This is a genomic window from Lysinibacillus sp. FSL H8-0500 (assembly GCF_038051955.1).
Taxonomy (GTDB): Bacteria; Bacillota; Bacilli; order Bacillales_A; family Planococcaceae; genus Lysinibacillus; species Lysinibacillus macroides.
In genome coordinates this window covers 4,297,187-4,323,107 of record NZ_CP150292.1, presented here as the reverse complement: position 1 = coordinate 4,323,107, position 25,921 = coordinate 4,297,187, and the positions used below count along the sequence as shown (strand labels likewise).

General features: G+C 40.6%; 22 protein-coding genes, 8 tRNA genes and 3 rRNA genes. 30 read left to right on the top strand and 3 right to left on the bottom strand.

Annotated features, from left to right (window positions below; translation table 11 throughout):
* Positions 1-42 precede the first annotated feature (42 nt).
* From MHB44_RS20780 to MHB44_RS20750, 7 genes are all read left to right on the top strand, one after another.
* Positions 43-1,122: a D-alanine--D-alanine ligase gene (locus MHB44_RS20780; RefSeq protein ID WP_341300692.1), complete on the top strand. Its 1,080-nt coding sequence runs from the start codon at positions 43-45 to the stop codon at positions 1,120-1,122.
* A gap of 11 nt (positions 1,123-1,133) precedes the next feature.
* Complete coding sequence (gene murF, locus MHB44_RS20775) at positions 1,134-2,501, top strand: UDP-N-acetylmuramoyl-tripeptide--D-alanyl-D-alanine ligase (protein WP_341300691.1); 1,368 nt, start codon at positions 1,134-1,136, stop codon at positions 2,499-2,501.
* Between the two features lie 83 nt (positions 2,502-2,584).
* Positions 2,585-3,277: an alpha/beta fold hydrolase gene (locus MHB44_RS20770; protein ID WP_341300690.1), complete on the top strand. Its 693-nt coding sequence runs from the start codon at positions 2,585-2,587 to the stop codon at positions 3,275-3,277.
* Between the two features lie 352 nt (positions 3,278-3,629).
* Entirely contained in the window at positions 3,630-5,159 is a 1,530-nt protein-coding gene (locus MHB44_RS20765) for a DEAD/DEAH box helicase (RefSeq protein ID WP_341300689.1), read from the top strand.
* Between the two features lie 131 nt (positions 5,160-5,290).
* Positions 5,291-5,770 (top strand): PH domain-containing protein, encoded by a 480-nt coding sequence (locus MHB44_RS20760; protein ID WP_053996960.1) that lies wholly within the window; start codon positions 5,291-5,293, stop codon positions 5,768-5,770.
* Positions 5,763-7,238, top strand: a complete 1,476-nt coding sequence (locus MHB44_RS20755) for a PH domain-containing protein (RefSeq protein ID WP_341303019.1) — start codon at positions 5,763-5,765, stop codon at positions 7,236-7,238. Before MHB44_RS20760 ends, MHB44_RS20755 begins: the two co-directional genes overlap by 8 nt.
* A gap of 108 nt (positions 7,239-7,346) precedes the next feature.
* A complete protein-coding gene (locus MHB44_RS20750; RefSeq protein WP_341300688.1) occupies positions 7,347-7,922 on the top strand; it encodes a GNAT family protein in 576 nt (191 codons plus the stop codon).
* Positions 7,923-8,005: 83 nt separating this feature from the next.
* On the opposite strand, the gene MHB44_RS20745 is transcribed toward MHB44_RS20750, so the two are convergent.
* Positions 8,006-8,626, bottom strand: coding sequence for a rhomboid family intramembrane serine protease (locus MHB44_RS20745; protein WP_341300687.1), 621 nt, complete (start codon positions 8,624-8,626; stop codon positions 8,006-8,008).
* Between the two features lie 66 nt (positions 8,627-8,692).
* Here MHB44_RS20745 and acpS point away from each other — a divergent pair, with 66 nt between their 5' ends.
* The 23 genes from acpS to rrf all read left to right on the top strand — a co-directional run bounded on the left by acpS (position 8,693) and on the right by rrf (position 24,835).
* Positions 8,693-9,046 (top strand): holo-ACP synthase, encoded by a 354-nt coding sequence (acpS, locus tag MHB44_RS20740; RefSeq protein WP_341300686.1) that lies wholly within the window; start codon positions 8,693-8,695, stop codon positions 9,044-9,046.
* Between the two features lie 124 nt (positions 9,047-9,170).
* On the top strand, positions 9,171-10,229 hold the full coding sequence (locus MHB44_RS20735; protein ID WP_341300685.1) for an outer membrane lipoprotein carrier protein LolA: 1,059 nt from the start codon (positions 9,171-9,173) through the stop codon (positions 10,227-10,229).
* Between the two features lie 174 nt (positions 10,230-10,403).
* The gene (gene alr, locus MHB44_RS20730; RefSeq protein ID WP_341300684.1) at positions 10,404-11,525 is read left to right on the top strand and encodes an alanine racemase; all 1,122 of its coding nucleotides are present in this window, start codon (positions 10,404-10,406) and stop codon (positions 11,523-11,525) included.
* A gap of 488 nt (positions 11,526-12,013) precedes the next feature.
* Complete coding sequence (locus MHB44_RS20725) at positions 12,014-12,277, top strand: hypothetical protein (RefSeq protein ID WP_053996967.1); 264 nt, start codon at positions 12,014-12,016, stop codon at positions 12,275-12,277.
* A gap of 4 nt (positions 12,278-12,281) precedes the next feature.
* Positions 12,282-12,632, top strand: a complete 351-nt coding sequence (locus MHB44_RS20720; RefSeq protein WP_341300683.1) for a type II toxin-antitoxin system PemK/MazF family toxin — start codon at positions 12,282-12,284, stop codon at positions 12,630-12,632.
* 275 nt (positions 12,633-12,907) lie between these two features.
* Complete coding sequence (locus MHB44_RS20715; protein WP_341300682.1) at positions 12,908-13,309, top strand: anti-sigma regulatory factor; 402 nt, start codon at positions 12,908-12,910, stop codon at positions 13,307-13,309.
* A gap of 11 nt (positions 13,310-13,320) precedes the next feature.
* Positions 13,321-14,316, top strand: a complete 996-nt coding sequence (locus MHB44_RS20710) for a PP2C family protein-serine/threonine phosphatase (protein ID WP_341300681.1) — start codon at positions 13,321-13,323, stop codon at positions 14,314-14,316.
* A gap of 63 nt (positions 14,317-14,379) precedes the next feature.
* Positions 14,380-14,712, top strand: a complete 333-nt coding sequence (locus tag MHB44_RS20705; protein WP_341300680.1) for an STAS domain-containing protein — start codon at positions 14,380-14,382, stop codon at positions 14,710-14,712.
* Positions 14,712-15,182, top strand: a complete 471-nt coding sequence (gene rsbW, locus MHB44_RS20700) for an anti-sigma B factor RsbW (RefSeq protein WP_341300679.1) — start codon at positions 14,712-14,714, stop codon at positions 15,180-15,182. The genes MHB44_RS20705 and rsbW overlap by 1 nt, the downstream gene beginning before the upstream one ends.
* Positions 15,160-15,945, top strand: a complete 786-nt coding sequence (sigB, locus tag MHB44_RS20695; RefSeq protein WP_341300678.1) for an RNA polymerase sigma factor SigB — start codon at positions 15,160-15,162, stop codon at positions 15,943-15,945. The genes rsbW and sigB overlap by 23 nt, the downstream gene beginning before the upstream one ends.
* 100 nt (positions 15,946-16,045) lie before the next feature.
* Entirely contained in the window at positions 16,046-18,217 is a 2,172-nt protein-coding gene (locus tag MHB44_RS20690; protein WP_341300677.1) for a Tex family protein, read from the top strand.
* A 67-nt stretch (positions 18,218-18,284) separates the two neighbouring features.
* Positions 18,285-18,746, top strand: coding sequence for a SprT family protein (locus MHB44_RS20685; RefSeq protein ID WP_341300676.1), 462 nt, complete (start codon positions 18,285-18,287; stop codon positions 18,744-18,746).
* Between the two features lie 87 nt (positions 18,747-18,833).
* A tRNA-Asn gene (locus MHB44_RS20680) sits at positions 18,834-18,910 on the top strand.
* A 1-nt stretch (position 18,911) separates the two neighbouring features.
* Positions 18,912-18,983, top strand: a tRNA-Glu gene (locus MHB44_RS20675).
* 33 nt (positions 18,984-19,016) lie between these two features.
* Positions 19,017-19,092: transfer RNA gene (locus MHB44_RS20670), tRNA-Asp, on the top strand.
* A 5-nt stretch (positions 19,093-19,097) separates the two neighbouring features.
* Positions 19,098-19,172, top strand: a tRNA-Gln gene (locus MHB44_RS20665).
* 15 nt (positions 19,173-19,187) lie between these two features.
* Positions 19,188-19,260: transfer RNA gene (locus tag MHB44_RS20660), tRNA-Lys, on the top strand.
* Positions 19,261-19,326: 66 nt separating this feature from the next.
* Positions 19,327-19,412: transfer RNA gene (locus MHB44_RS20655), tRNA-Leu, on the top strand.
* Between the two features lie 18 nt (positions 19,413-19,430).
* Positions 19,431-19,507: transfer RNA gene (locus tag MHB44_RS20650), tRNA-Arg, on the top strand.
* 18 nt (positions 19,508-19,525) lie between these two features.
* Positions 19,526-19,599: transfer RNA gene (locus MHB44_RS20645), tRNA-Gly, on the top strand.
* Positions 19,600-19,798: 199 nt separating this feature from the next.
* Positions 19,799-21,350 (top strand): 16S ribosomal RNA (locus MHB44_RS20640).
* Between the two features lie 279 nt (positions 21,351-21,629).
* A 23S ribosomal RNA gene (locus MHB44_RS20635) occupies positions 21,630-24,558 on the top strand.
* Between the two features lie 161 nt (positions 24,559-24,719).
* Positions 24,720-24,835, top strand: a 5S ribosomal RNA gene (gene rrf, locus MHB44_RS20630).
* The 16S, 23S and 5S rRNA genes sit together here with 8 tRNA genes alongside, the layout of an rRNA operon.
* Before the next feature lie 232 nt (positions 24,836-25,067).
* Here the strand turns inward: rrf and MHB44_RS20625 are convergent.
* Entirely contained in the window at positions 25,068-25,241 is a 174-nt protein-coding gene (locus tag MHB44_RS20625; protein ID WP_341300675.1) for a DUF2197 domain-containing protein, read from the bottom strand.
* 25 nt (positions 25,242-25,266) lie between these two features.
* A complete protein-coding gene (locus MHB44_RS20620; RefSeq protein WP_341300674.1) occupies positions 25,267-25,896 on the bottom strand; it encodes a TetR/AcrR family transcriptional regulator in 630 nt (209 codons plus the stop codon).
* Positions 25,897-25,921: the final 25 nt, after the last annotated feature.

Sequence of the window (25,921 nt, the reverse complement as noted above, 5' to 3'; positions counted from 1 at the left end):
TAAACTAATAATACTCAAGAAGTATGTGGAGGGCACAAAAACATGAAAAAAAGAATCGGTCTATTATATGGTGGGAAGTCAGCTGAGCATGAGGTGTCATTATCGACAGCACGTGCAGTTATTGGAGCCTTAAATTTTGAGGTGTATGAAGTATATCCGATTTTCATTACCCTTGAAGGAGAATGGCGACGTGGAGAGCGTTTAATAAAGCCTGTCAGCACAATTGAAGAATTACAATTTGGTGATCCTACAACTATTTTAGAAAATAATATTACTGATTTTTTAATTGATAAACGGGGTAACGCGATACAGTTTGATGTTATTTTCCCATTATTACATGGTACAAATGGTGAGGATGGAACGGTGCAGGGCTTACTGGAAGTATTAAATTTACCGTATGTAGGAAATGGGGTTTTGGCATCTTCTGCTGGTATGGATAAAGTGGTGATGAAGCAATTATTTGAAATTGCAGGCTTACCACAGGTGCCCTATACGTACTTTATTCGTAGTGAGTGGAAGAGTGACCAGCAGGCAGTGATTGAGCGCTGTGAGGAAGCCTTAGATTGGCCGATGTTTGTAAAGCCTGCAAACCTAGGCTCAAGCGTTGGGATTAGTAAAGCAACCAATCGAGATGAGCTGGTAAAAGCGATAAAAATAGCTTTGCAATATGATCGTAAAATTGTGATAGAGCAAGGGATTGTTGCGCACGAGATTGAATTGGCGGTTTTAGGAAATGATGATCCTGAAATTTCTGTACCAGGTGAAATCAAGCCAGTAACAGAGTTTTATGATTATGATTCGAAATATAAGGATGGTTCTACAGCCCTGATTATTCCAGCAAAGCTTCCAGTGCAAATCGTATCAAGGCTGAAGGAATTGGCAAAGCGGGCATTTAAAGCAATTGATGGTAGCGGCCTAGTGCGTGCAGACTTTTTTGTGACAGATGATCACCAGATTTATATAAATGAAGTGAATACAATGCCAGGCTTTACCCCTGTTAGTATGTATCCATTATTATGGCAACATACAAATGTAAGTTATTCAGCATTAATTGATCGTTTGATTACATTAGCCATTGAACGTTATGAAGAAAAACAACAGCTTCACTATAAAAAAGACTGAGTGGGATAATTGTGAAAAAAACATTAAAACAATTAGCTGCATGGCTCGATGAGGATATGCCAGCTTTTGGTGATACAGTGGTATCAGGAATTTCCATTGATACAAGAACAATTCAACAGGGAGACCTGTTTGTACCATTTCGTGGTGAGCAAGCAAATGGACATCGCTTTGTTGTTCAGGCATTTGAGAAGGGAGCTGGTGCTGCCCTTTGGCAAAAAGACGAACCAAATCCACCAGAAGGCTTCCCGTTATTATTTGTGGATGATTCTGAATTAGCATTACAAGAAATGGCACGAGCTTACCGTCATGAGCATCATGCAAAATTTATTGGGATTACTGGCTCAAACGGTAAAACATCTACAAAGGATATTTTAGCAGGAACACTTGCGCCATTTTTTAAAGTACAAAAGACAATAGGCAACTTTAATAATCAGCTAGGGTTACCAATTACCATTTTACAGCTTGATGAGGATACAGATATTGCTGTGCTTGAAATGGGAATGAGTGGATTCGGTGAAATTGAATTTTTAACAAAGCTTGCTCGACCTCATATGACGGTTATTACAAATATCGGTGAGGCCCATATGCAGGATTTAGGGTCACGTGCAGGCATTGCCAAGGCAAAGTTTGAAATTATTCAAGGAATGCAGCCAGAGGGTCTATTGATCTATGATGGAGATGAGCCGTTGTTGCAAGAGCTAGTAGCACGAGAACCGCAGCTCAACACAGTAGCATTTGGCTTAGAACCAAGCAACCCTTTATATGCTGAAAATATTAATGCTAATGCGAAGGGAAGTAGTTTTACTGCGCATGGTGTAATAGAGGGCGATTTCTTTATTTCAGTGCTTGGCAAGCATCAAGTGAAAAATACATTAGTGGCAATGCTAATTGCGCGTCAGCTAGGTTTAAATAATGAGCAAATTCGTGCATCCTTAGAGCAGGTTGTATTAACAGATATGCGTATGCAACAAGTACAAGGCACGAATGGCGCACTATTTATCAATGATGCCTATAATGCTGCCCCAACCTCAGTTAAAGCGGCGATTCAATTTATAGCTACATCAACAATTCGACCTAAAAAATGGCTTGTGTTAGGAGATATGCTAGAGCTTGGACCAAATGAGCAAAGTTTTCATGAAGAGTTAGCAGAGCATATAAATGAGCATGAAATTGATTATATCTGCTTGTTTGGCCCTCGAATGTTATATCTTTATAAAGTATTAAAAGAGCGCTTTGAGGTAGAACGTTTATTGTATGTAAAAGATGATTATACGGCTATTATTGACAAGCTAAAACAAGCGAATGAGTCCTCTATTGTTTTACTCAAGGGCTCACGTGGTATGCAATTAGAAAAGATTTTATTAGCATTTACAGTATAAATAATCATGAATCGGTGGGATACTAAGCTCACCGATTTATTTATCTTTATTTCAAGCTTTTCTATAGAAACGGGGTGACTATATTGTCAGTAGGTGTCCTTTGCATTCACGGATTTTCAGGTGGGCCTTATGAAGTAGAGCCCTTTGCAGCATATTTGCGAACACATACAGATTGGTTAATTGTAGAGCCCACATTGTCAGGGCATGGAGAAAAATTACATATGAACGGCTTTACCGCGAGACATTGGTTAATGGATGCAGAGCTTGCTTTTCGAGCATTGGCTAAAAAGGTAGATGAGGTGATGGTCGTTGGTTTTTCAATGGGGGGCATTATCGCATTATATTTAGCAAAGCGTTATCGAGTAACAAAGCTTATTTTACTTAGCGCTGCGGCAAAGTATGTGAGTCCTAAGCAGCTAGTGAAGGATTTCAAAATGCTCGCTACTGAGGCATATCACCGTAATCTAGCAAATAATGAGTTGTTTTTACGTTATCAGCATAAGTTTAACAATGTGCCTTTAGCGTCAACCATTGAGTTTATGAAACTTGTTAAAATGGTGGAGCCCTATTATCAGCATATCCGAATTCCTGTCTATATCGTTCAGGGAAAATTAGACGGTATCGTTCCTTATCACACAGCTCAATTTCTTTTTGATCAATTGGCATCTACTAATAAAAATTTGTATTTTTCTGATAATGGAAAGCATCATATATGTTTTGAAAAAGATTGTTTTCAATGGTTTACACAAGCTTTATGCTTTTTAAGAGGGAAATAAAGTAGTCAGATTATTACGACTCATGCGTTATCGTTGCATACGGTTGAAAGCCGTGGTAGACTAGTGTAAGCAATGGATACATTTTGTGCGAAGACTCTTCATAATTTGGTTGAAGAGTACTTTTTTTTGAACATAACGGTTTTATTCTAAAGTGAATAATTACGACAGAATCAAACCGCTCGGTAAAGACCGGGCTTTCCTTTTCATATAAGAGAGCTCTATATGAACCATCATATTAGAGAAAAATGTTAAGTAACGGAAACGTTCCACTATACAGGCTCGAATTTGCCGACAACTTCATCTGAAAATGTAACCATTTGTCAACTTAAAAGGAAAAAGGAGATTGAGAAGTTTGACAAATTTTTCAGAATTAAATATTAGCGAATCTACATTACGCTCAGTAAAGCGTATGGGATTTGAAGAAGCAACACCAATCCAAGAAGGTACTATTCGTTTTGCGATTGAAGGCCGTGATGTATTAGGTCAAGCACAAACAGGTACTGGTAAAACTGCCGCTTTCGGGATTCCACTAATTGAAAAAATCGATCCAAAAAACCCTAATATTCAAGCATTAGTTATTGCGCCAACGCGTGAATTAGCGATTCAAGTTTCTGAGGAGCTATACAAAATCGGCTATGATAAACGTGTAAAATTATTATCAGTGTATGGTGGTCAAGAAATTGGCCGTCAAATTCGTGCACTGAAAAATAGACCACAAATCATTGTTGGTACGCCAGGTCGTATTATTGATCATATTAATCGTCGTACATTAAAATTAGAAGAGGTACAAACATTAGTCTTAGATGAAGCAGATGAAATGTTAAACATGGGCTTTATCGATGATATTAATGCAATCTTAGAAAATGTGCCTTCTGAGCGTCAAACATTACTGTTCTCAGCAACAATGCCACCAGCAATCCGTAAAATTGCAGAAACATTTATGCGTGATCCAGAAATTGTAAAGATTAAAGCAAAAGAATTAACAGTTGACAATATCGATCAATATTTTGTGAAATCTGCTGAACGTGAAAAATTCGACGTTTTATCTCGTTTATTAAACGTTCACCAACCAGAGCTTGCCATTATCTTTGGCCGTACAAAACGTCGTGTGGATGAGCTTGCACAGGCGCTATCCATTCGTGGTTACTTAGCTGAAGGTATTCATGGTGATTTAAGCCAAGCGAAGCGTATCTCTGTACTACGTCAATTTAAAGAAAATAAAATCGATATCCTTGTGGCGACGGATGTAGCCGCTCGTGGACTTGATATTTCCGGTGTTACACACGTTTATAACTTTGATATTCCTCAAGATCCTGAATCTTATGTTCACCGTATTGGACGTACAGGTCGTGCAGGTAAATCAGGTCTTGCTGTAACATTTGTTACACCACGTGAAATGAGTTACTTACGTATTGTAGAAGAAACTACGAAAAAACGTATGACACCACTTCGTCCGCCAACAACTGATGAAGCATTAGAGGGTCAACAACGACTTGCTGTAGAAACACTTGAAGAACTTATTGCTAATAATAACTTAGGTGAGTATCGTCCGTTTGCAGCAGAGCTACTGGAAAATCACGAAGCGGTTGATATTGTGGCTGCTGCTCTTCGTTCATTAACGAAAGAGCCAGATGATACACCAGTAACGATTACAGAAGAGCGTCCACTACCAATGCGTCGTGAGCGTTCAAATAAACGTAGCAATGATCGTAGCCGTGGTGGTAATCGTAGCAGCTTCGGTGGAGGTAGCCGCCGTGAGAATACACGTGGTGGAGATCGCCGTAATAATAATAGTAGTCGTCGCGATGGTGCTCGTCGTGAGGGCGGTCGCCGTGAGGGTGGACAAGGACGTTCTCGCTCTCCAAGACGTCATGAAGATTAATTTTAAACAAATGTAGCTTTCTGCTTTAAACCTTACAGTTATAATAGCTGTAAGGTTTTTTTCGGATATAGGTGAAACAAAAAGGTAACTGATTCCGTATATATCTAATAGAGAGAAGAGGAGGAACGACAATGAGGGCACAACCAATTCATCAAATTTCCCGTAAAGGATTAACGGTATGGCGTTTATATGGTGTTATACAAACTTTGGCGCTATTAGTTGTGGCAGGTTTAGCTAGCTACGGTACTTATTATTTTGAATGGCCATCATTTATTTATTGGATAGCTGCTGCAATTGTGGTGCTGGGGATACTATTATTGGTGCTTATCTTTCCGAAAATAAGATGGGAGCGATGGCGTTATGAGGTACGAGAGCATGAGATTGAAGTACAGCATGGATTATTTGTGGTAAAGCGAACACTTATTCCAATGGTGCGGGTGCAACATGTTGATACGACACAAGGACCAATCTTAAAAAAATACGATTTAGGTAATATTTCTATATCAACTGCTGCAACTGTACATACAATACCTGCACTTGTGATGGACGAGGCAGATAGACTTCGTGCTCGAATCTCTGAGTTAGCAAGGGTGGCGGAAGATGATGTCTAAAGAAATTAATCGTTTGCATCCTGTGTCAGCCATTATTACAAGCCTTAAAGCATTGAAGAGCATGATATTACCAATTGCTATTATTATTATAAGTAATGGCTTTAATTTTTCATTGAATTTTCGTAGCGATCATTTTTGGCAGACGATACTTCTTTTTGGTGTATGGGGAGGTGCAGCGCTCCTTGCATTCATAGGAGGTATTATTAAGTGGCGGACATTTGTTTATTGGTTTGAGGACGGTGAATTACGTGTTAAATACGGCTTGTTTGTAAAAAAGAAGCGTTATATTCCATTTGAACGTATTCAAAGCTTGAATTATAATGAAGGTATTTTTCATCGTATTTTTGGTTTAGTGAAAGTTCAGGTAGAAACGGCAGGGAATAAGGGAGGTAAGCCAGAGGTAGAACTTACCGCTATTCGGAAAGCTGCAGCAGATGCAATTGAATTAGAAATGCAGCGTGCTAAAAACGAAGATCCTCAAAAACTGGAGCAGGAATCCTCGCAGGTGATAAAGGAAGAAGCAGTATCCACACCAATGATTTATCATATGGCTATAAAGGATTTACTTGTTTTGGCGACAACTTCAGGGGGAATAGGTGTTGTCTTATCAGGACTTGCTGCTGTTGTATCGCAGTTTTCGGATATTATTCCGTATGAGACTGTTTTTCATGAGCTTACGGATTTTGTAAAAGTCGGTGTATTTTTAATAGCATTAACCGTGATGTTTATTTTAATTGCAGCATGGGTTGTTTCTGTAATGATTACATTGATTAATTATTATGATTATACGGTTCGCATTGAGGAAGAGAAATTGATTATTACAAAGGGACTTTTGGAGAAAAAACGCATTACGTTGCCGTTAAACCGCATTCAGGCTATTCGTATTGTTGAAAATCCATTGCGTCAATTAACAGGCTTTGCGACGGTTGTTGTGGAAAGTGCTGGAGGGAATGGGGAGAGTGGCAATGATAAAAAAATTACCTTGTTCCCACTTATTAAGAGGCAGGCTTGTCTACAAACATTAGAGCAGCTTTTCCCAGAGATGAATTGGCATCCAACCTTTATTCGCTCACCAAAAAGAGCAAGGCCATTTTTCTATCGAGTTGATTTTATCTGGCTTGTTCCTGTTATTGGTGCATGTAGCTATTTCCTCTACCCATATGGACTATTGTCGTTGCTGTTAATTCCACTGACGATATTACTTGGTGTTTGGCAGCATAAAACAGCAGGCTATCAAATCGATGGTAAACAACTTGCTATGCAGTACCGCGTATTTAGCCGTACTACATTAATTATGGAGAAAAAAAGAATACAGTCCATCGAAAGTACACAATCTTATTTTCAAAAAAGAAAAAATGTTATGTCTATTAAAGCAACCGTTATGTCAGGTATGTCAGGCACAACAGGAACTGTGCCAGGCCTAGAGCAACAAGATGCAGAAACAATCTTTTCTTGGTATGAACATTAAATTATAAAAGCTAACCTTTCAATTATATGGAAAGGTTAGCTTTTTTAGCTATAAATAAATGAAAATGATGTTTATAATAGAATAAATACAACAAAAGGGGTGGAGAATTTGTTTAAATATGATATTCATGAACATGCCTATTTAAAGCTATTGGATTTAAGTGATGTGGAAGAATTATTCGCTTTAACAGAACGTACAAGAGAGACTTTACGTGAATGGTTGCTTTTTGTTGATGACGTCAAAACAGTAAAAGATACAGAGCGCTTTGTCAAAAATGCGATGCAGCAATATGCAGATAATAATGGCCTGCAGGCAGGGATTTATTATGAAGGCAAGCTTGCAGGTGTGATTGGTTACCATCAAATTAATTGGCAGCATAAATGGACAAGCATTGGCTATTGGCTAGGTAATGAGTTTGTGGGGAAGGGGCTTGTGACCAACTCTATGAAAGCATTAATGGAGTATGCCTTTAGTTATTTAAAATTAAATCGTATTGAGGTGCGTGTAGCAGTAGGTAATATTCGAAGCCGTACTATTCCAAAGGTTTTAGGCTTCTATGAAGAAGGACGTGTAAGAGATGCAGAATGGCTTCATGATCATTATGTCGATCAAGTTGTCTATGGCTTAACAGCAGCTGACTGGAGAAAGATTAAAATAGCCAATGAGGACACGGTTATTTTATAATAACGATAAAAAAGCCGCCTATATGATTGATCGATCAAATAGGTGGCTTCTTTTATCCCATATTAAACCTGTGAAAGTCTACTTTACCTACCTGCCATTTTTTGTTTACGCCAGCTTAAAATTCTTTTTGGATGTAAATAAATAAGCCCAAGAATAAATCCTGTTACTAAACCACCTAAATGTGCGTAGACATTCACATTTGGTTGAAGGAATGTCATGATTAGACTAATGATGATGATGGGTAAAATAAGCTTGCGCAGCATTGGCATTGTATGACGTGTATAATATACTAATGCCCCAAATGCCCCAAAAATTCCAAAAATAGCCCCACTTGCGCCAAGGCTCGCATAACCACTATCATAGAATACATAGGTTGCCATGTTACCTACAATACCTGATACTAAATAAATTGTTATAAAACGTGCCTTGCCTGCGATTTTTTCAAGCTCTGGTCCAAAGAGAAACAAGGAAAACATATTAAAAAATACATGTAGAAATCCAGCATGTAAAAACATTGCAGAAAATACACGCCACCACTCACCACTTTGAATGAGGAAATTTGCTTGAATGCCATAATTCCATAATAGTGTCCCTATGCCAGGTACAATAGATAATACATAAAGAATTAAATTGATTGCGATTAACATTGAAACAACAGGATAATACGTTGTGTATTGCTTAAAATTTTCTGTTCTTCTAAACATGGCTCCACCTCAATTTATAATTATTATACATGCCTTTTTGGAAATAGGTAAAGGAGAAGGTGTCAGATGATTAAAGGAATTGGTCTCGATATTGTGGAAATAGACCGTATTGCAAAAGCAATGAAACGTACAGCTAAATTTAAAGATCGTATTTTAAGCGAGAGGGAAAAAATTTTATTTGATGGTTATTCTGAAACGCGCAAAATAGAATTTTTAGCAGGGCGATTTGCTGCAAAAGAAGCGTTTTCAAAAGCAATGGGCACTGGCATTGGGGCACAATGTAAGCTTCATGATATGGAAATACTAAAAGGCGAGGCAGGGAATCCTGTTTTATATTTTAAAGGAGAGCCTATCACTGGCTTTGTTAGTATTACCCACGCCAAGCAATATGCGGCTGCCCAAGTAATTTTGTTAACATAATACTGAAGTTGTCTAACAGGTTGCTTAGTAAATATAAATATATTGCCCTTTCTTCAAATGACATAACTGACAAATACGGTTCATATATTGTCGTAGTGGATTTGAAAGAAGAAAGGGTGAAAGCGTGGGCAACCGTATAGTTAAATGGCTCGTCTTACTTTGTACGATATTACTTCTGTCGGCATGTGGTGCAGCCTCACAGGAAAAAGTGTTAAAGAAAGTAAATGATAAATGGGCTGAGACAAATGGGTATGAGTTAAATGCCTCGATGGAAATTAAATCTGGTGGAGAGCCAAGAAATTATGATGTTACCGTATGGCATACGAAGCCTGATTTTTATCGGGTGGAAGTAATGGAAAGTGGGAAAGATGTTTCGCAAATGATTGTGCGTAATGCAGATGGTGTTTTTGTTGTCACACCAACACTAAATAAAATGTATAAATTCCAAAGTGATTGGCCAAAGAAAAACAGTCAGGCCTATTTAATTGGTGCTTTAGCAGAAGATTTAGCAGAAGATAAAAATCTTGTCATGAAAGAGGAAGAAAAAGCATATATATTTGAAGCGGCTACTAGAAATAGCTATAAAAATAGCATGCCTCATCAAGTGATTAAGGTAGATAAGAAAACATTGCTACCAACCTCTGTTGTCATTATGAATGATGTGAAGGAAGAGCAAATTCGCATTACCTTTAAAAAAGTTAAGTTAGGTGTGCAACATGCTGCAAAGGAGTACGCTGTTGAACAATTTACAGAAAAAGATGATGCAAAAGGTGAACAAGCTACACCAACCGAAAAAGATGGACAGCAAGAGCAAGAGGATAAAGAGGCAGTTGGCGCAGAGGTAGAATATGAAGAGTTCCAAACACACTATCCTGTAGTCAATTGGGCACAACTATCAAATGAAAAAGTCGTTCAGGAAGCTGGAATGGAACGCGTTATTTTAACATTTGATGGGGAGAAGTCATTTACAGTGATGCAGCAACCAGTGACAAAGGAAAGCACAATGTTACCAGTATCAACATCTGGTGATCCAGTTGACTTAGGCTTTACAATAGGTGCTATTACAGACACGTCCATTAGCTGGGAGAAAGATGGTGTTGCATTCTTTGTAGCATCAAGTAAATTAACACGAGAAGAAATGGTTGAAGTTGCGACATCTATGACGATAAGTAGTATGAAGTAACTTTTCTAGCTACAGCTTTCTAAAAAAAGAGGGCTGTAGCTTATTGATAATATAAATTAACAATATTTTGGAAAATATTAAGTGCTTACATTTAAAATGAAGGTGTCTGGAGTTGCACAAAAATATATGTATGTCATACATAATGTTTTAATTAAAAATAAAGAGGGTATTCTAATGAAAACACAGCAGCATTTTCGACCAACCAAAGCAGTAATTGATTTACAAGCAATCCAACAAAATGTGAAAAATTTAAAGAAGTTTTTACGACCTACTGTTCAAATTATTGCTGTAGTAAAGGCAAATGCATATGGACATGGAGATGTAGCCGTGGCACAAGCAGCACTTGATGCGGGCGCTACAATACTTGCAGTGGCAACACCCGAGGAAGCCTTACATATCCGAGCACATTTTACAGAACCAGACATACTCCTATTAGGCGCATCCCCAGCCTCGTTTGCCCCTTATGCGGCTGAGCAACGTATTATTCTAACAGTATTTGCTAGTGAGTGGGTACAGCAAGCAGCTTCCTTTATAGATAAGGAAGCACTTCCTATCCGTCTGCATATAAAAGTGGATAGCGGCATGAATAGAATTGGTATACGCTCTGAGCAAGAGCTATTAGAGATCTACCAAACGATACAGTCTATAGATAATGTGGAGCTGGATGGCTTGTTTACACATTTTGCAACAGCTGATGAGGAAGATACAGTCCATTTTGAGCAACAAGTCCAATTTTTTGAAAGATGCTTAGCTATCATACCTTCTAAGCCAAGGCTTGTTCATGCCTCAAATACGGCAGCGTCTTTAGTGAAAGATGCACATTTACAATATGATGCTGTTAGATTTGGAATCTCCATGTATGGATTAGCACCGTCTTCCTATGTAGGCAGGATCGCACCGTTTTCGTTGCAACCTGCGTTTTCACTGGAAACTGAGCTTGTCCATGTAAAGCAAATAAAAGCAGGTGATTGTGTAGGGTATGGAGCTACATATGTTGCGCCAACTGATATGTGGATAGGAACCATTCCAATTGGCTATGCGGATGGGGTTATTCGTAAGCTTGGCGGACAAGAAGTATTAATTGATGGACAAAGAGTACCGATTGTGGGACGAATTTGTATGGATCAATGTATGGTTGCCTTGCCAAAAGCATATGCTATAGGTGAGAAGGTAACACTTATTGGTCAACAAGGGCAACAGATAGTTTCTGTTGATGAATGGGCAGCTAAGCTTGAAACTATTAATTATGAAGTACCATGCATTATTACAGCAAGAGTTCCTAGAATATACCTTTAAGCCTTTATGGAGAAATCGTCATTTGAATAGCAATCCTACCAAAGAAAAATGTTGAATTTAGTCAATAAATAATTGTGCTAATCTTAAGGTATGTACTAATTATATATGAAATAAAATGATTTCTACGAATAATAGATGTTTTTTGTGCAAAAATAAAGCTATAAAAGTATGTGCTGAAAATTAGTAGAAGCCATGCTCACAGAAAATGTTCACTTATCGTGTGATCTCCAACAATTAGAAGCATATTTTAGCCAAAAGCCAAATGACTATTTAGGTGAATCTGTTCTTTGCTTAAAGCAAGTGCATATACGTTTGGTAGTATATTGAAATAATAATTATGCAGCATATATCTTCGACAACCGACATATCTTTACAATTTGTCCTTTAAATTGTCAGATATATTGTCATTTCATGTCTTTTCAACAATATCTTTCGATGATAGAATGAGAAGTAATGAAAAGTGGATGGTTCCGTTGGAGGTGCTTGCTGTGTATGAAAAGAAATTAAAAGAAGCTACAATTGCTGTTCAAGATAGACTATTTCTACAAACAAAGGAAGTAATTGAAGGTGGATCTTTTGGGCGTAATTTGGCGCGCCAAAGTTTAATGCAGGGGCAACCAAATCAAATACGGGAAGCTATGATTAAAGGGTATGTTGAAATGTCTCATATTAACTTAACCATTGCAAGTGAATGCTTGCATGTAGAGTATGAAGCACAACATATGGTGGAGCGTCTCGTTAGCGGGGGATGACACTTTGAATGTAAAACGTGGTGACGTTTTTTTTGCAGATTTATCACCGGTAGTAGGTTCCGAGCAAGGAGGCACTAGACCGGTGCTGATTATTCAAAATGATATTGGCAATCGATTTAGCCCGACTGTCATCATCGCAGCTATCACTGCACAGATTCAAAAGGCAAAGTTACCGACACATGTCGAAATTAATGCTGAAAAGTATGGTTTCGAGCGTGATTCGGTTATTTTGCTCGAGCAAGTGCGAACAATTGATAAGTCAAGATTGACAGATCGGATTACACAGTTGGATCAGGCTGTGATGGAAAAAGTAGATGGCGCGTTGATGATTAGTTTAGGCTTAGTTAAATTTTGATATACATATATGTATAGAAGCATCGAGATACCCGATATCTCGATGCTTTTTTCGTCCTATAGGCTGAAGTTACTTCCTTACCATAATTTGAATTTGCTATTTAAAAATGGTACAAAAAGCTTTAAGATAGATTCAAGATTTATCAAAAAAATAGATTTTTGAAAAAATTCTTAAGAAGTATGTAAAATTTTACATAGAAATAGCTACTATTTGACGTTAAACAACTCAAATGAAAGTGTAAGGGTGTAACGCCTTAAGGAATTGGAGGGACAGCAGTGGCAAGTAAGTCTTCGGTTGAAATTATTACTGAGTGGGATATTGTTGCAGCAAGGCAACTGGGGCGTAATGAAGCAAAAGCACTTGGATTTGGCACTGTTGATCAAGCTCGCATTACCACAGCAATTAGTGAATTAGCCCGAAATATCTATTTATATGCAAATATAGGCAGGATTGAAATTGAAAGAGTGGACACAGAAACTGAAAAGAAAATAGTAGTAACTGCTATTGATCAAGGACCTGGAATTCAAGATATTCGGAAGGTGATGGAAGAGGGCTACTCTACTTCTGGTGGTTTAGGCGCTGGTGTACCAGGCGTTAAACGATTGATGGATAGCTTGGAAATTCATTCTGTTATGGGAGAGGGTACAATAATACGAGCGGAAAAATGGCTGCGTTAGGACGTGAGAAAATGAAACAATTAGAGGCTCAGTATAAAAAGATATTAGCAGATTATATCGTTAATCAAACTGAAAAAAATTTATATATTGCTCAAAATTTCACACGTCAGTTAATTCAAAAAAACATATCACCAGAGGATGTTATTAGCATTCATAAAAACGCTGTTGCAGATATATTTCCTGATAGAATGGATGAAGCACAGCCAACGTATGATTTTCTTATTGAAGTAATGGTACACTATGGCATGGCACATAGAGAGCATCAAAGCTTACTGCAAAGACAGGCTGAATATGAGACGGAAATGAAAATTGCGACAAGTATTCAAAAGGCTTTGCTAAAAACACATATACCACAATTATCGACTGTTGATATAGGAATGCTATCCGTACCAGCTCGCAAAATGAACGGTGATTATGTGCATTTTTTTCATCATCGGGATGACTATTTAAGTGTGGCTGTAACAGATGTTGTGGGAAAGGGTGTTCCTGCTGCTTTATGTATGTCGATGGTGAAGTATGGTCTTGAAACATTGGAATATGCTTATAAAGAACCTTCCTATGTTTTAGAGGTTATTAACCGGGTTATTGAAAAAGGTGTCGATGACAGTATGTTTGTTTCCATGTTTTATGGTTGTTTAGATACGCAGAGAAATATATTTTCCTATGCATCAGCAGGTCACGAGCCAGCTTTACACTATAACGCCAAACAGGATCAATTTGTTGCTTTAGAGGCAAAAGGGTTATTACTAGGTGTATTGCCTAACACAAAGTACACTTATCAGGAAGTTGTTTTGGAGGACAATGATATTATCACGATGATGACTGATGGAGTGACAGAATTTAGAGGTAACGATAACTTAAATTCAAGAAAAATTATCACATCATTACTCAGAGATAACAAGCATTTATCAGCTCAACAATTGTGCCAGCTTCTGTATCAAGAAATAGAAAAAATACATGGCTTTAACTTATCAGATGATTTTACTGTAGTGATTTTAAAAAAATAGGTTTATGTTTTAAATGAAGAGGGAACAGGAAACGGTCGAATAAATATGGTGGAGGTGTGCTGTATGGACGTAACAATACATTTTAAAGAAATTGATCATAAATTATATGGCTTTGTGGAGGGGGAAATTGATACATTTACAGCTTCAGGATTACGTGAAGAATTAGAAGCTGTAAAGATCACTGAGGGATTAGAAATCGAATTGGATTTATCAAAGGTCAATTATATGGACAGTACAGGGCTTGGTATTTTTGTTGCCTTTTATAAAAGAGTAGTTCGTGAAAAGGGCAAAGTAAAGCTTGTTGGTTTATCCAATAGATTGCAAAGATTGTTTGAAATTACAGGTTTAAGTGATTTGATGAATATCGAAACTGATAAAAAGGTGGAATTACGCTAATGAAGGAATTTGATTATATCGAAATTAGGGTTCCTGCTAAACCGCAATTTGTCAGTGTCATTCGTCTAACTGTATCTGGCTTAGCTAGTAGAGTTGGCTTTCATTATGATGATATTGAAGACTTAAAAATTGCAGCAAGTGAGGCGGTAACCAATGTTGTACACCATGCTTATAAAGAAGATGAAGAAGGCGAAATTGTTATCGGGTGTGCGTTGTATGACAATAAAATAGAAATGATGATTGCAGATTACGGCAATAGCTTTAACTTTGAAGAGGTTAAGTCTAAAATTGGACCGTATCACCCGGAGGAAAGTATTGTAGGGCTAAGAGAAGGTGGTTTAGGGCTTTATTTAATGGAGACTTTAATGGATGAGGTGATGATTAATAACGATGGTGGCGTAACTGTTTTCATGACAAAGTATGTCTCTAGGGAGCAGGTGGAAAAAAATGTCGAAAGAATCACTACGTAAATCTTCATCCAAGGAAGATGTATTAAAGTGGATTGCATTATACCAATCAAACGAGGATGATGAAGCACAAACCAACTTAGTGATTCATTATCGATATTTAGTTGAGTCAATAGCACGTAAATATTCGAATGGTAAATCATATTATGATGATATTGTTCAGGTAGGAATGCTGGGCTTATTAGGTGCAATTAGACGTTTTGATCCAAATGTCGGGCGTAGTTTTGAAGCATTTGCTGTACCAACTATCGTTGGAGAAATAAAGCGCTTTTTACGTGATAAAACATGGGATGTTCATGTACCTAGACGCATAAAAGAGTTAGGGCCAAGAATCAAATTAACAGTGGAAGCGCTGACCATTGAGTTGCAGCGTTCTCCATCTATTCAGGAAATTGCTAAACGCTTAGAGGTAGAAGAGGAAGAAGTATTAGAGGCAATGGAAATGGGGCGTAGCTATCAGGCCCTTTCAATGGATCATTCCATAGAATCCGATTCAGACGGTAGTACAGTCACATTATTCGATATTTTGGGTAGAGAAGATGATGGCTATGAAATGACCAATAAACGAATGCTTGTTTCCGATGCGATGGTCTTGTTGAATGAGAGGGAAAAACAGGTTATTCAGCTTACATATTTAGAGCAGCTTAGTCAAAAAGAAGCTGGAGAACGATTAGGCATTTCCCAAATGCATGTATCACGCATCCAAAGGAAAGCCATTAAGAAATTGCAAGAGGCCATTCTAGCAAGCGGTGGTGTTTCACTTTAAAAGTTTTATGTTAAATAAATAAAATAGTCTACTCATAGTCGCTTGAGTAGACTATTTTTTTGTATGTTTAGTAAAATGAAAAGAAAAAGGTAGGGATAATGTGGAACATAAACAAGTATTACAGCTTATTGCCAAGGATGTTGCAATCAAGCCAGGGCAAGCCGATGCTGTTATTAAGTTATTAGAAGAAGGAAATACGGTACCATTTATTGCACGTTATCGAAAAGAAGTGACAGGCTCTCTCGATGAAGTGCAAATTAAGGCTGTAGAAGATCGTTATCATTACATACAGCAGCTCGAGCAACGCAAGGAAGAGGTTATACGATTAATTCAAGAGCAAGATAAGCTTACACCTGAATTGGAACAAGCTATTCTTGCAGCGACGGTTTTACAGCGTGTGGAGGATTTATATAGACCCTACAAGCAAAAGCGACGCACAAAGGCAACAATCGCTAAAGAAAGAGGCTTAGAACCGCTTGCAGACTTATTAGTAGCATATAGCAATGATTCATTAGAGCAACTAGCAGCAGATTTTGTAGACCATGACAAGGTGGTTAATCTCGAGGATGCATTAGCAGGAGCACGAGATATTTTAGCAGAGCGCTTTGCCGACGATGCCACTATACGTGAGAAAATTCGTGCGTATTCATGGAAAGATGGTATGCTCGTAACGAATGTAAAAAATGCCGAGATAGATGAAAAAAATGTTTTTGAAATGTATTACGAGTATGAAGAGCCCGTCAACCGCATTGTTCCTCATCGTATTTTAGCGATAAATCGAGGAGAAAAAGAAGAAGTTTTAAAAGTTTCGATTCATGTGCCAATAGACCGAGTATTAATGATTATGTGGAAGGAATGGATACCCGCGACTGGTTCTTCCCCTGCTATTGCGGAAGTAAAGCTAGCAATAGAGGATTCATACAAGCGTTTAATTCAACCATCTATCGAAAGAGAGCTACGAAACGAGCTTACTGAAAAAGCAGAGGCACAGGCAATTCATATTTTCTCTGAAAATTTACGTAATCTTTTATTACAGCCACCTATGAAAGGGAAATATGTATTAGGTGTTGATCCAGCTTACCGTACAGGCTGTAAATTAGCCGTTGTAGATGAAACAGGGAAAATGCTAGAAGTGACAGCTATTTACCCACATCCTCCTAAACCAGATGTGGCAAAATCGAAAGCAACTGTAAAAGGAATTTTGGCAAAATACCCAATCAGTATTATTGCTATTGGTAATGGTACAGCCTCTCGTGAAACGGAGCAATTTATTGCAGATTTATTAAATGAGCTGGCTACAGATGTAGCTTATGTTATTGTCAATGAAGCAGGTGCATCGGTGTACTCAGCATCTGATATTGCACGTGCAGAATTTCCTGACTTACAGGTAGAGCAACGAAGTGCCGTTTCGATTGCACGCCGCTTGCAGGACCCTTTATCAGAGTTGGTGAAAATTGAGCCAAAAGCAGTTGGTGTAGGTCAGTATCAACATGATGTTTCTCAGAAAAAATTAAATGAATCATTAACATTTATTGTAGAAACAGCAGTTAACCAGGTAGGCGTAGATGTAAATACAGCTTCTTCGTCACTTTTACAATATGTTTCGGGCTTATCCAAAACAGTTGCGGAAAATATAGTTAAGGTACGAGAAGAACATGGTCAATTTACTACACGTGCACAATTAAAGAAAATTCCAAGGCTTGGTGCTAAAACCTATGAGCAAGCGATTGGATTTTTACGCGTTCCAGAGGCTAAAAATCCATTTGACGCTACTGGTATTCATCCAGAGAGCTACAAGATAGCTGAACAAATATTAGCAGAGGCACAAATTGATAAAAAAGAACTTGGCACATCTAAGGCGGAAGAAGCTATTGCAGCTTTAGAGATTCAAAAGCTAAGTGATGTACTTGAAATCGGCGTTGTAACGATTCAAGATATTGTGGAAACATTAATGAAGCCAAGTCGTGACCCACGTGATGCCTTCCCACAGCCATTGCTTAAAACGGACGTATTAAAAATGGAAGATTTGAAAGTTGGTATGGAATTGCAGGGAACGGTGAGAAACGTTGTAGACTTCGGGGCATTTGTTGATATTGGTGTGAAGCAAGATGGACTAGTGCATATTTCTAAATTACAAAATAGACGCATTAAGCATCCATTGGAAGTTGTTGCTTTAGGCGATATCGTAACTGTTTGGGTAGAGCAAATAGATATTAATAAAGGACGTATTTCTTTAACAATGCTTCCACCTAAAAATCAAACCTTAGATTGAGTAATAAATTTTTACCACACTGTCTATACTGTGCAGTGTGGTATTCTTGTTGTTAGAGGTGATTACTGTGAACAATGAGGAACTACAGCAACTTGTTTGTCAATTATCTGTGGAAAGCTTTCATAAACCATTTGCCCACCAAGCTTATTTTAACGACAGACTACGTTCAACAGGTGGACGCTACCTGTTACAATCACATAATATCGAAATTAATCCAAAGTCTTACGAGCAATATGGCCTTGCAGAAGTTAAAGGAATTGTTCTACATGAACTATGCCATTATCATCTACATATTGAAGGGAAGGGTTACAAACATCGAGATAAAGATTTTAAAGAGTTATTAAAAAAGGTAAATGCGCCTCGTTTTTGCTCGGCTTTACAATCGCCCAAAGCTACAACACAACAATCACGTCGCTCCTACACATATATTTGCGTCAATTGCCAACAACTATATAGAAGAAAGATAAAAATGAATATTGAAAAATACTGCTGTAGTAAGTGTTTAGGTAGATTAAAACAGTTAGAATAAAAAAAATGTAAAAAAGGTTGACGTTTGATTGTGTTGTCCTTATAATAGTAAAAGTCGATAAGATGACGACAACATAATATAAATTATTCCGAAGTAGCTCAGTTGGTAGTAGCACCTGACTGTTAATCAGGTTGTCGCAGGTTCGAGTCCTGCCTTCGGAGCCATGGCCCCTTGGTCAAGTGGTTAAGACACCGCCCTTTCACGGCGGTAACACGGGTTCGAATCCCGTAGGGGTCATTTCATCATAATTTTAATGAATAGTATAATAAAGGTCCCGTGGTGTAGCGGTTAACATGCCTGCCTGTCACGCAGGAGATCGCCGGTTCGATCCCGGTCGGGACCGCCACTTATTGGGGTATAGCCAAGCGGTAAGGCAACGGATTTTGATTCCGTCATGCCTAGGTTCGAATCCTAGTACCCCAGCCATTCATTTCTTAATTCGAGCCATTAGCTCAGTTGGTAGAGCATCTGACTTTTAATCAGAGGGTCGAAGGTTCGAGTCCTTCATGGCTCATCTCTTTAAGAAAAAGAGTTGACTTTTTGAATTATCGTAGTATAATGAGAAAGTTACTAATCGAATGCGGTCGTGGCGGAACGGCAGACGCGCTAGGTTGAGGGCCTAGTGGGGGCAACCCCGTGGAGGTTCAAGTCCTCTCGGCCGCACCAAGTCAATTAATTTCATAAGCGCCCGTAGCTCAATTGGATAGAGCGTCTGACTACGGATCAGAAGGTTGTGGGTTCGACTCCTGCCGGGCGCGCCATTTTTTAAAAATTTATATGCGGGTGTAGTTTAATGGTAAAACCTCAGCCTTCCAAGCTGATGTCGTGAGTTCGATTCTCATCACCCGCTCCAAAAAAACGTTGACAACCGATTGGTTGCATGATAGAATAAAATAGTTGTCTGAGCGGATAACGTCATGAACCTTGAAAACTGAACAAGCAAAACGTAATCAATCAAGTTTTAAGTAGCTAGCTCCAGCTAGTGAACAAAACAAAAATTTTGGACATCAAAATTGATGCCAGCAAAACAATTTGAGCAAGTCAAATTTCTTTTTATGGAGAGTTTGATCCTGGCTCAGGACGAACGCTGGCGGCGTGCCTAATACATGCAAGTCGAGCGAACAGAGAAGGAGCTTGCTCCTTCGACGTTAGCGGCGGACGGGTGAGTAACACGTGGGCAACCTACCCTATAGTTTGGGATAACTCCGGGAAACCGGGGCTAATACCGAATCATCTCTTATGCTTCATGGTAAAAGACTAAAAGACGGTTTCGGCTGTCGCTATAGGATGGGCCCGCGGCGCATTAGCTAGTTGGTGAGGTAATGGCTCACCAAGGCGACGATGCGTAGCCGACCTGAGAGGGTGATCGGCCACACTGGGACTGAGACACGGCCCAGACTCCTACGGGAGGCAGCAGTAGGGAATCTTCCACAATGGGCGAAAGCCTGATGGAGCAACGCCGCGTGAGTGAAGAAGGTTTTCGGATCGTAAAACTCTGTTGTAAGGGAAGAACAAGTACAGTAGTAACTGGCTGTACCTTGACGGTACCTTATTAGAAAGCCACGGCTAACTACGTGCCAGCAGCCGCGGTAATACGTAGGTGGCAAGCGTTGTCCGGAATTATTGGGCGTAAAGCGCGCGCAGGCGGTCCTTTAAGTCTGATGTGAAAGCCCACGGCTCAACCGTGGAGGGTCATTGGAAACTGGGGGACTTGAGTGCAGAAGAGGAAAGTGGAATTCCAAGTGTAGCGGTGAAATGCGTAGAGATTTGGAGGAACACCAGTGGCGAAGGCGACTTTCTGGTCTGTAACTGACGCTGAGGCGCGAAAGCGTGGGGAGCAAACAGGATTAGATACCCTGGTAGTCCACGCCGTAAACGATGAGTGCTAAGTGTTAGGGGGTTTCCGCCCCTTAGTGCTGCAGCTAACGCATTAAGCACTCCGCCTGGGGAGTACGGTCGCAAGACTGAAACTCAAAGGAATTGACGGGGGCCCGCACAAGCGGTGGAGCATGTGGTTTAATTCGAAGCAACGCGAAGAACCTTACCAGGTCTTGACATCCCGTTGACCACTGTAGAGATATAGTTTCCCCTTCGGGGGCAACGGTGACAGGTGGTGCATGGTTGTCGTCAGCTCGTGTCGTGAGATGTTGGGTTAAGTCCCGCAACGAGCGCAACCCTTGATCTTAGTTGCCATCATTTAGTTGGGCACTCTAAGGTGACTGCCGGTGACAAACCGGAGGAAGGTGGGGATGACGTCAAATCATCATGCCCCTTATGACCTGGGCTACACACGTGCTACAATGGACGATACAAACGGTTGCCAACTCGCGAGAGGGAGCTAATCCGATAAAGTCGTTCTCAGTTCGGATTGTAGGCTGCAACTCGCCTACATGAAGCCGGAATCGCTAGTAATCGCGGATCAGCATGCCGCGGTGAATACGTTCCCGGGCCTTGTACACACCGCCCGTCACACCACGAGAGTTTGTAACACCCGAAGTCGGTGAGGTAACCTTTTGGAGCCAGCCGCCGAAGGTGGGATAGATGATTGGGGTGAAGTCGTAACAAGGTAGCCGTATCGGAAGGTGCGGCTGGATCACCTCCTTTCTAAGGATATTTACGGAAGGTTTCATCGAGGATGAAACAATGATTACGTTTTGCGTTCAGTTTTGAAGGTTCATTCTTTCTGAATGAAACACTTCATATATGTGCTCCTGTCGCTACACTTTCGTCGCAAAGCTGCGAAGAAGTAGAAGCAGGCAGTAGCTTTGTTCTTTGAAAACTGGATAAAACGACATTGAAATTGTAACAAGCTGTTTTTGTGCGAAAGCGCAGCGACAGCAACAAACACATTTATTTTTTAAGTTTTTTTAGGCTTAGTAACTTGGTTAAGTTATTAAGGGCGCACGGCGAATGCCTTGGCACTAGGAGCCGATGAAGGACGGCACTAACACCGATATGCTTCGGGGAGCTGTAAGTGAGCTTTGATCCGGAGATTTCCGAATGGGGGAACCCACTACGTTTAATCGCGTAGGATCTTGACGTGAATTCATAGCGTCTTGAAGGCAGACCCAGGGAACTGAAACATCTAAGTACCTGGAGGAAGAGAAAGAAAAATCGATTCCCTGAGTAGCGGCGAGCGAAACGGGAAGAGCCCAAACCAAGAGGCTTGCCTCTTGGGGTTGTAGGACACTCTATACGGAGTTACAAAAGAGCGAGTTAGATGAAGCGACTTGGAAAGGTCCGCCAGAGCAGGTAACAGCCCTGTAGTCGAAAGTTCGTTCTCTCCAGAGTGGATCCTGAGTACGGCGGAACACGTGAAATTCCGTCGGAATCCGGGAGGACCATCTCCCAAGGCTAAATACTACCTAGTGACCGATAGTGAACCAGTACCGTGAGGGAAAGGTGAAAAGCACCCCGGAAGGGGAGTGAAAGAGATCCTGAAACCGTGTGCCTACAAGTAGTTAGAGCCCGTTAATGGGTGATAGCGTGCCTTTTGTAGAATGAACCGGCGAGTTACGATTACGTGCAAGGTTAAGCTGTAGAAGGCGGAGCCGCAGCGAAAGCGAGTCTGAATAGGGCGAAATAGTACGTGGTCGTAGACCCGAAACCAGGTGATCTACCCATGTCCAGGGTGAAGGTAAGGTAACACTTACTGGAGGCCCGAACCCACGCACGTTGAAAAGTGCGGGGATGAGGTGTGGGTAGCGGAGAAATTCCAATCGAACCTGGAGATAGCTGGTTCTCTCCGAAATAGCTTTAGGGCTAGCCTCGTGATGAGAATACTGGAGGTAGAGCACTGTTTGGACGAGGGGGCCATCCCGGTTTACCGAATTCAGACAAACTCCGAATGCCAGATATTTATACACGGGAGTCAGACTGCGAGTGATAAGATCCGTAGTCAAAAGGGAAACAGCCCAGACCACCAGCTAAGGTCCCCAAGTAATCGTTAAGTGGAAAAGGATGTGGCGTTGCACAGACAACCAGGATGTTGGCTTAGAAGCAGCCATCATTTAAAGAGTGCGTAATAGCTCACTGGTCGAGTGACGCTGCGCCGAAAATGTATCGGGGCTAAACGATTCACCGAAGCTGTGGATTGACATCTACGATGTCAGTGGTAGGAGAGCGTTCTAAGGGCGTTGAAGTCAGACCGGAAGGACTGGTGGAGCGCTTAGAAGTGAGAATGCCGGTATGAGTAGCGAAAGACGGGTGAGAATCCCGTCCACCGTATGACTAAGGTTTCCTGAGGAAGGCTCGTCCGCTCAGGGTTAGTCGGGACCTAAGCCGAGGCCGATAGGCGTAGGCGATGGACAACAGGTTGATATTCCTGTACCACCTCCTCACCGTTTGAGAAATGGGGGGACGCAGGAGGATAGGGTAAGCGCGCTGTTGGATATGCGCGTCCAAGCAGATAGGCGTGTGTGTAGGCAAATCCGCACACTGTAACGCCAAGCTGTGATGGCGAGTCCGTATGGACGAAGTTCCTGATTTCACACTGCCAAGAAAAGCCTCTATCGAGGTGAGAGGTGCCCGTACCGCAAACCGACACAGGTAGTCGAGGAGAGAATCCTAAGGTGTGCGAGAGAACTCTCGTTAAGGAACTCGGCAAAATGACCCCGTAACTTCGGGAGAAGGGGTGCTCTGATAGGGTGAAAGCCCGAGAGAGCCGCAGTGAATAGGCCCAGGCGACTGTTTAGCAAAAACACAGGTCTCTGCAAAACCGTAAGGTGACGTATAGGGGCTGACGCCTGCCCGGTGCTGGAAGGTTAAGAGGAGTGGTTAGCGCAAGCGAAGCTGCGAATTGAAGCCCCAGTAAACGGCGGCCGTAACTATAACGGTCCTAAGGTAGCGAAATTCCTTGTCGGGTAAGTTCCGACCCGCACGAAAGGCGTAACGATCTGGGCACTGTCTCAACGAGAGACTCGGTGAAATTATAGTACCTGTGAAGATGCAGGTTACCCGCGACAGGACGGAAAGACCCCGTGGAGCTTTACTGTAGCCTGATATTGAATTTTGGTACAACTTGTACAGGATAGGTAGGAGCCAGAGATCTCGGAGCGCCAGCTTCGAAGGAGGCGTCGGTGGGATACTACCCTGGTTGTATTGAAATTCTAACCCATGCCCCTAAGCGGGGCAGGAGACAGTGTCAGGCGGACAGTTTGACTGGGGCGGTCGCCTCCTAAAAGGTAACGGAGGCGCCCAAAGGTTCCCTCAGAATGGTTGGAAATCATTCGTAGAGTGTAAAGGCACAAGGGAGCTTGACTGCGAGACCTACAAGTCGAGCAGGGTCGAAAGACGGGCTTAGTGATCCGGTGGTTCCGCATGGAAGGGCCATCGCTCAACGGATAAAAGCTACCCCGGGGATAACAGGCTTATCTCCCCCAAGAGTCCACATCGACGGGGAGGTTTGGCACCTCGATGTCGGCTCATCGCATCCTGGGGCTGTAGTCGGTCCCAAGGGTTGGGCTGTTCGCCCATTAAAGCGGTACGCGAGCTGGGTTCAGAACGTCGTGAGACAGTTCGGTCCCTATCCGTCGTGGGCGTAGGAAATTTGAGAGGAGCTGTCCTTAGTACGAGAGGACCGGGATGGACACACCGCTGGTGTACCAGTTGTCTTGCCAAAGGCATCGCTGGGTAGCTATGTGTGGACGGGATAAGTGCTGAAAGCATCTAAGCATGAAGCCCCCCTCAAGATGAGATTTCCCATTACGCAAGTAAGTAAGATCCCTCAAAGACGATGAGGTAGATAGGTTCGAGGTGGAAGTGTGGCGACACATGGAGCTGACGAATACTAATCGATCGAGGACTTAACCAAAACGTTTGAATCATTCAATGCACCGTTTATCCAGTTTTGAAAGAATAACACTTTCAAAAAAGTTTTAAGATACGATGTATTTTGAAGCTTTAAAAAAGGAACTTCTGCTAAGAACGCAACATCCGTGTTGCAACGCAGAAGCCAGCACATCCATGTGCAAGTCTAGTGATAATGGCAAAGAGGTCACACCCGTTCCCATCCCGAACACGGAAGTTAAGCTCTTTCGCGCCGATGGTAGTTGGGGGCTTCCCCCTGTGAGAGTAGGACATCGCTAGGCAAGGAAAAAGCAGTCAGCATTTAGCTGGCTGTTTTTTTATGATCTTTATTTAAAATGTCTCTTATTGAACTTTTATTAATAAAATAAGGGAATTATTCCATAAATCCCTTTTAGAATAAAATCATATGAAATTGAAAAGGCAGAAACTTTGTTAAAACAATATTTCTGCCTCTTACTTTTTATTCATTTTTGGTTAAAAGTCCAGCCCCTCTTTGATATTTTCCTTAATATTTTATAATCTATCCCTAAAGAAATTTTTAATTGCATCCATACGTATTTTATGATTGCAATCTTCACAACGAAAAATCTTATTGCTTCCTTCCTTTAACAGTCTATATCTTAGTGAGCCCTCATATACTCTGAATTTATTTTTACAGCTAGAACAAATTACCTCATAGTAAAACATTGTTATCCTCCTAAGTTATGACACATTACCTTTTAGTTGATTTATCAAAGATTGTAATTAGCTCTCTAGTATACTCCCGCACGTTTAACTGTGGACTTCTCATTAATTCAATGGTGAACCCGTCAATAGCATTTCGTATTGTTAACGCCATCACTCTTGCTGACAGTTTGGTGAACTCTCGGAAAACCCCTTCTTGCATCCCTAATTTGAGTATATTCTCAATTGGAAGAAAAATGGTATCATCATGGTCTGCTGCAAACCGAAGTTTACCATCAGTGGTTCTTTCATTAGAAACAATTTCTATAACAGCGAACATATGTCGTTGATTGTCATTTATGAATCGAAGATTGGATTCAATGTATACGCTAAGCATCTCTTTAGCTGATTGTTGACTTTCTATTAGTGGAGCAATATAGGCTTGACACGCTGTATAGTAATCGTAAATTACTTGCTCTAATAATTCTCCTTTATTTGCAAAGTGATAAGAAATGACCCCCTTACTGATCTTTGCACGCTTTGCAATTTGTCCTAAAGAGGCTTGGGCATAACCTACTTCTGCAATGGTTTCAATCGCACATTCTACAATTTGAGTTCTACGGGCTTTTTCAATGAACGACATTTCCTTTTGGTTAACTGATTTATTTTTTTTACTCATGTATTTATTTTAGTACAACTGTACA

Coding starts and splice junctions, on each gene's coding strand:
- MHB44_RS20780 (WP_341300692.1), top strand. CDS start 43: ATGAAAAAAAGAATCGGTCTATTATATGGTGGGAAGTCAGCTGAGCAT.
- MHB44_RS20760 (WP_053996960.1), top strand. CDS start 5,291: ATGAGGGCACAACCAATTCATCAAATTTCCCGTAAAGGATTAACGGTA.
- MHB44_RS20755 (WP_341303019.1), top strand. CDS start 5,763: ATGTCTAAAGAAATTAATCGTTTGCATCCTGTGTCAGCCATTATTACA.
- MHB44_RS20745 (WP_341300687.1), bottom strand. CDS start 8,626: ATGTTTAGAAGAACAGAAAATTTTAAGCAATACACAACGTATTATCCT.
- acpS (WP_341300686.1), top strand. CDS start 8,693: ATGATTAAAGGAATTGGTCTCGATATTGTGGAAATAGACCGTATTGCA.
- alr (WP_341300684.1), top strand. CDS start 10,404: ATGAAAACACAGCAGCATTTTCGACCAACCAAAGCAGTAATTGATTTA.
- MHB44_RS20710 (WP_341300681.1), top strand. CDS start 13,321: ATGAAACAATTAGAGGCTCAGTATAAAAAGATATTAGCAGATTATATC.
- MHB44_RS20705 (WP_341300680.1), top strand. CDS start 14,380: ATGGACGTAACAATACATTTTAAAGAAATTGATCATAAATTATATGGC.
- rsbW (WP_341300679.1), top strand. CDS start 14,712: ATGAAGGAATTTGATTATATCGAAATTAGGGTTCCTGCTAAACCGCAA.
- sigB (WP_341300678.1), top strand. CDS start 15,160: ATGTCGAAAGAATCACTACGTAAATCTTCATCCAAGGAAGATGTATTA.
- MHB44_RS20625 (WP_341300675.1), bottom strand. CDS start 25,241: ATGTTTTACTATGAGGTAATTTGTTCTAGCTGTAAAAATAAATTCAGA.
- MHB44_RS20620 (WP_341300674.1), bottom strand. CDS start 25,896: ATGAGTAAAAAAAATAAATCAGTTAACCAAAAGGAAATGTCGTTCATT.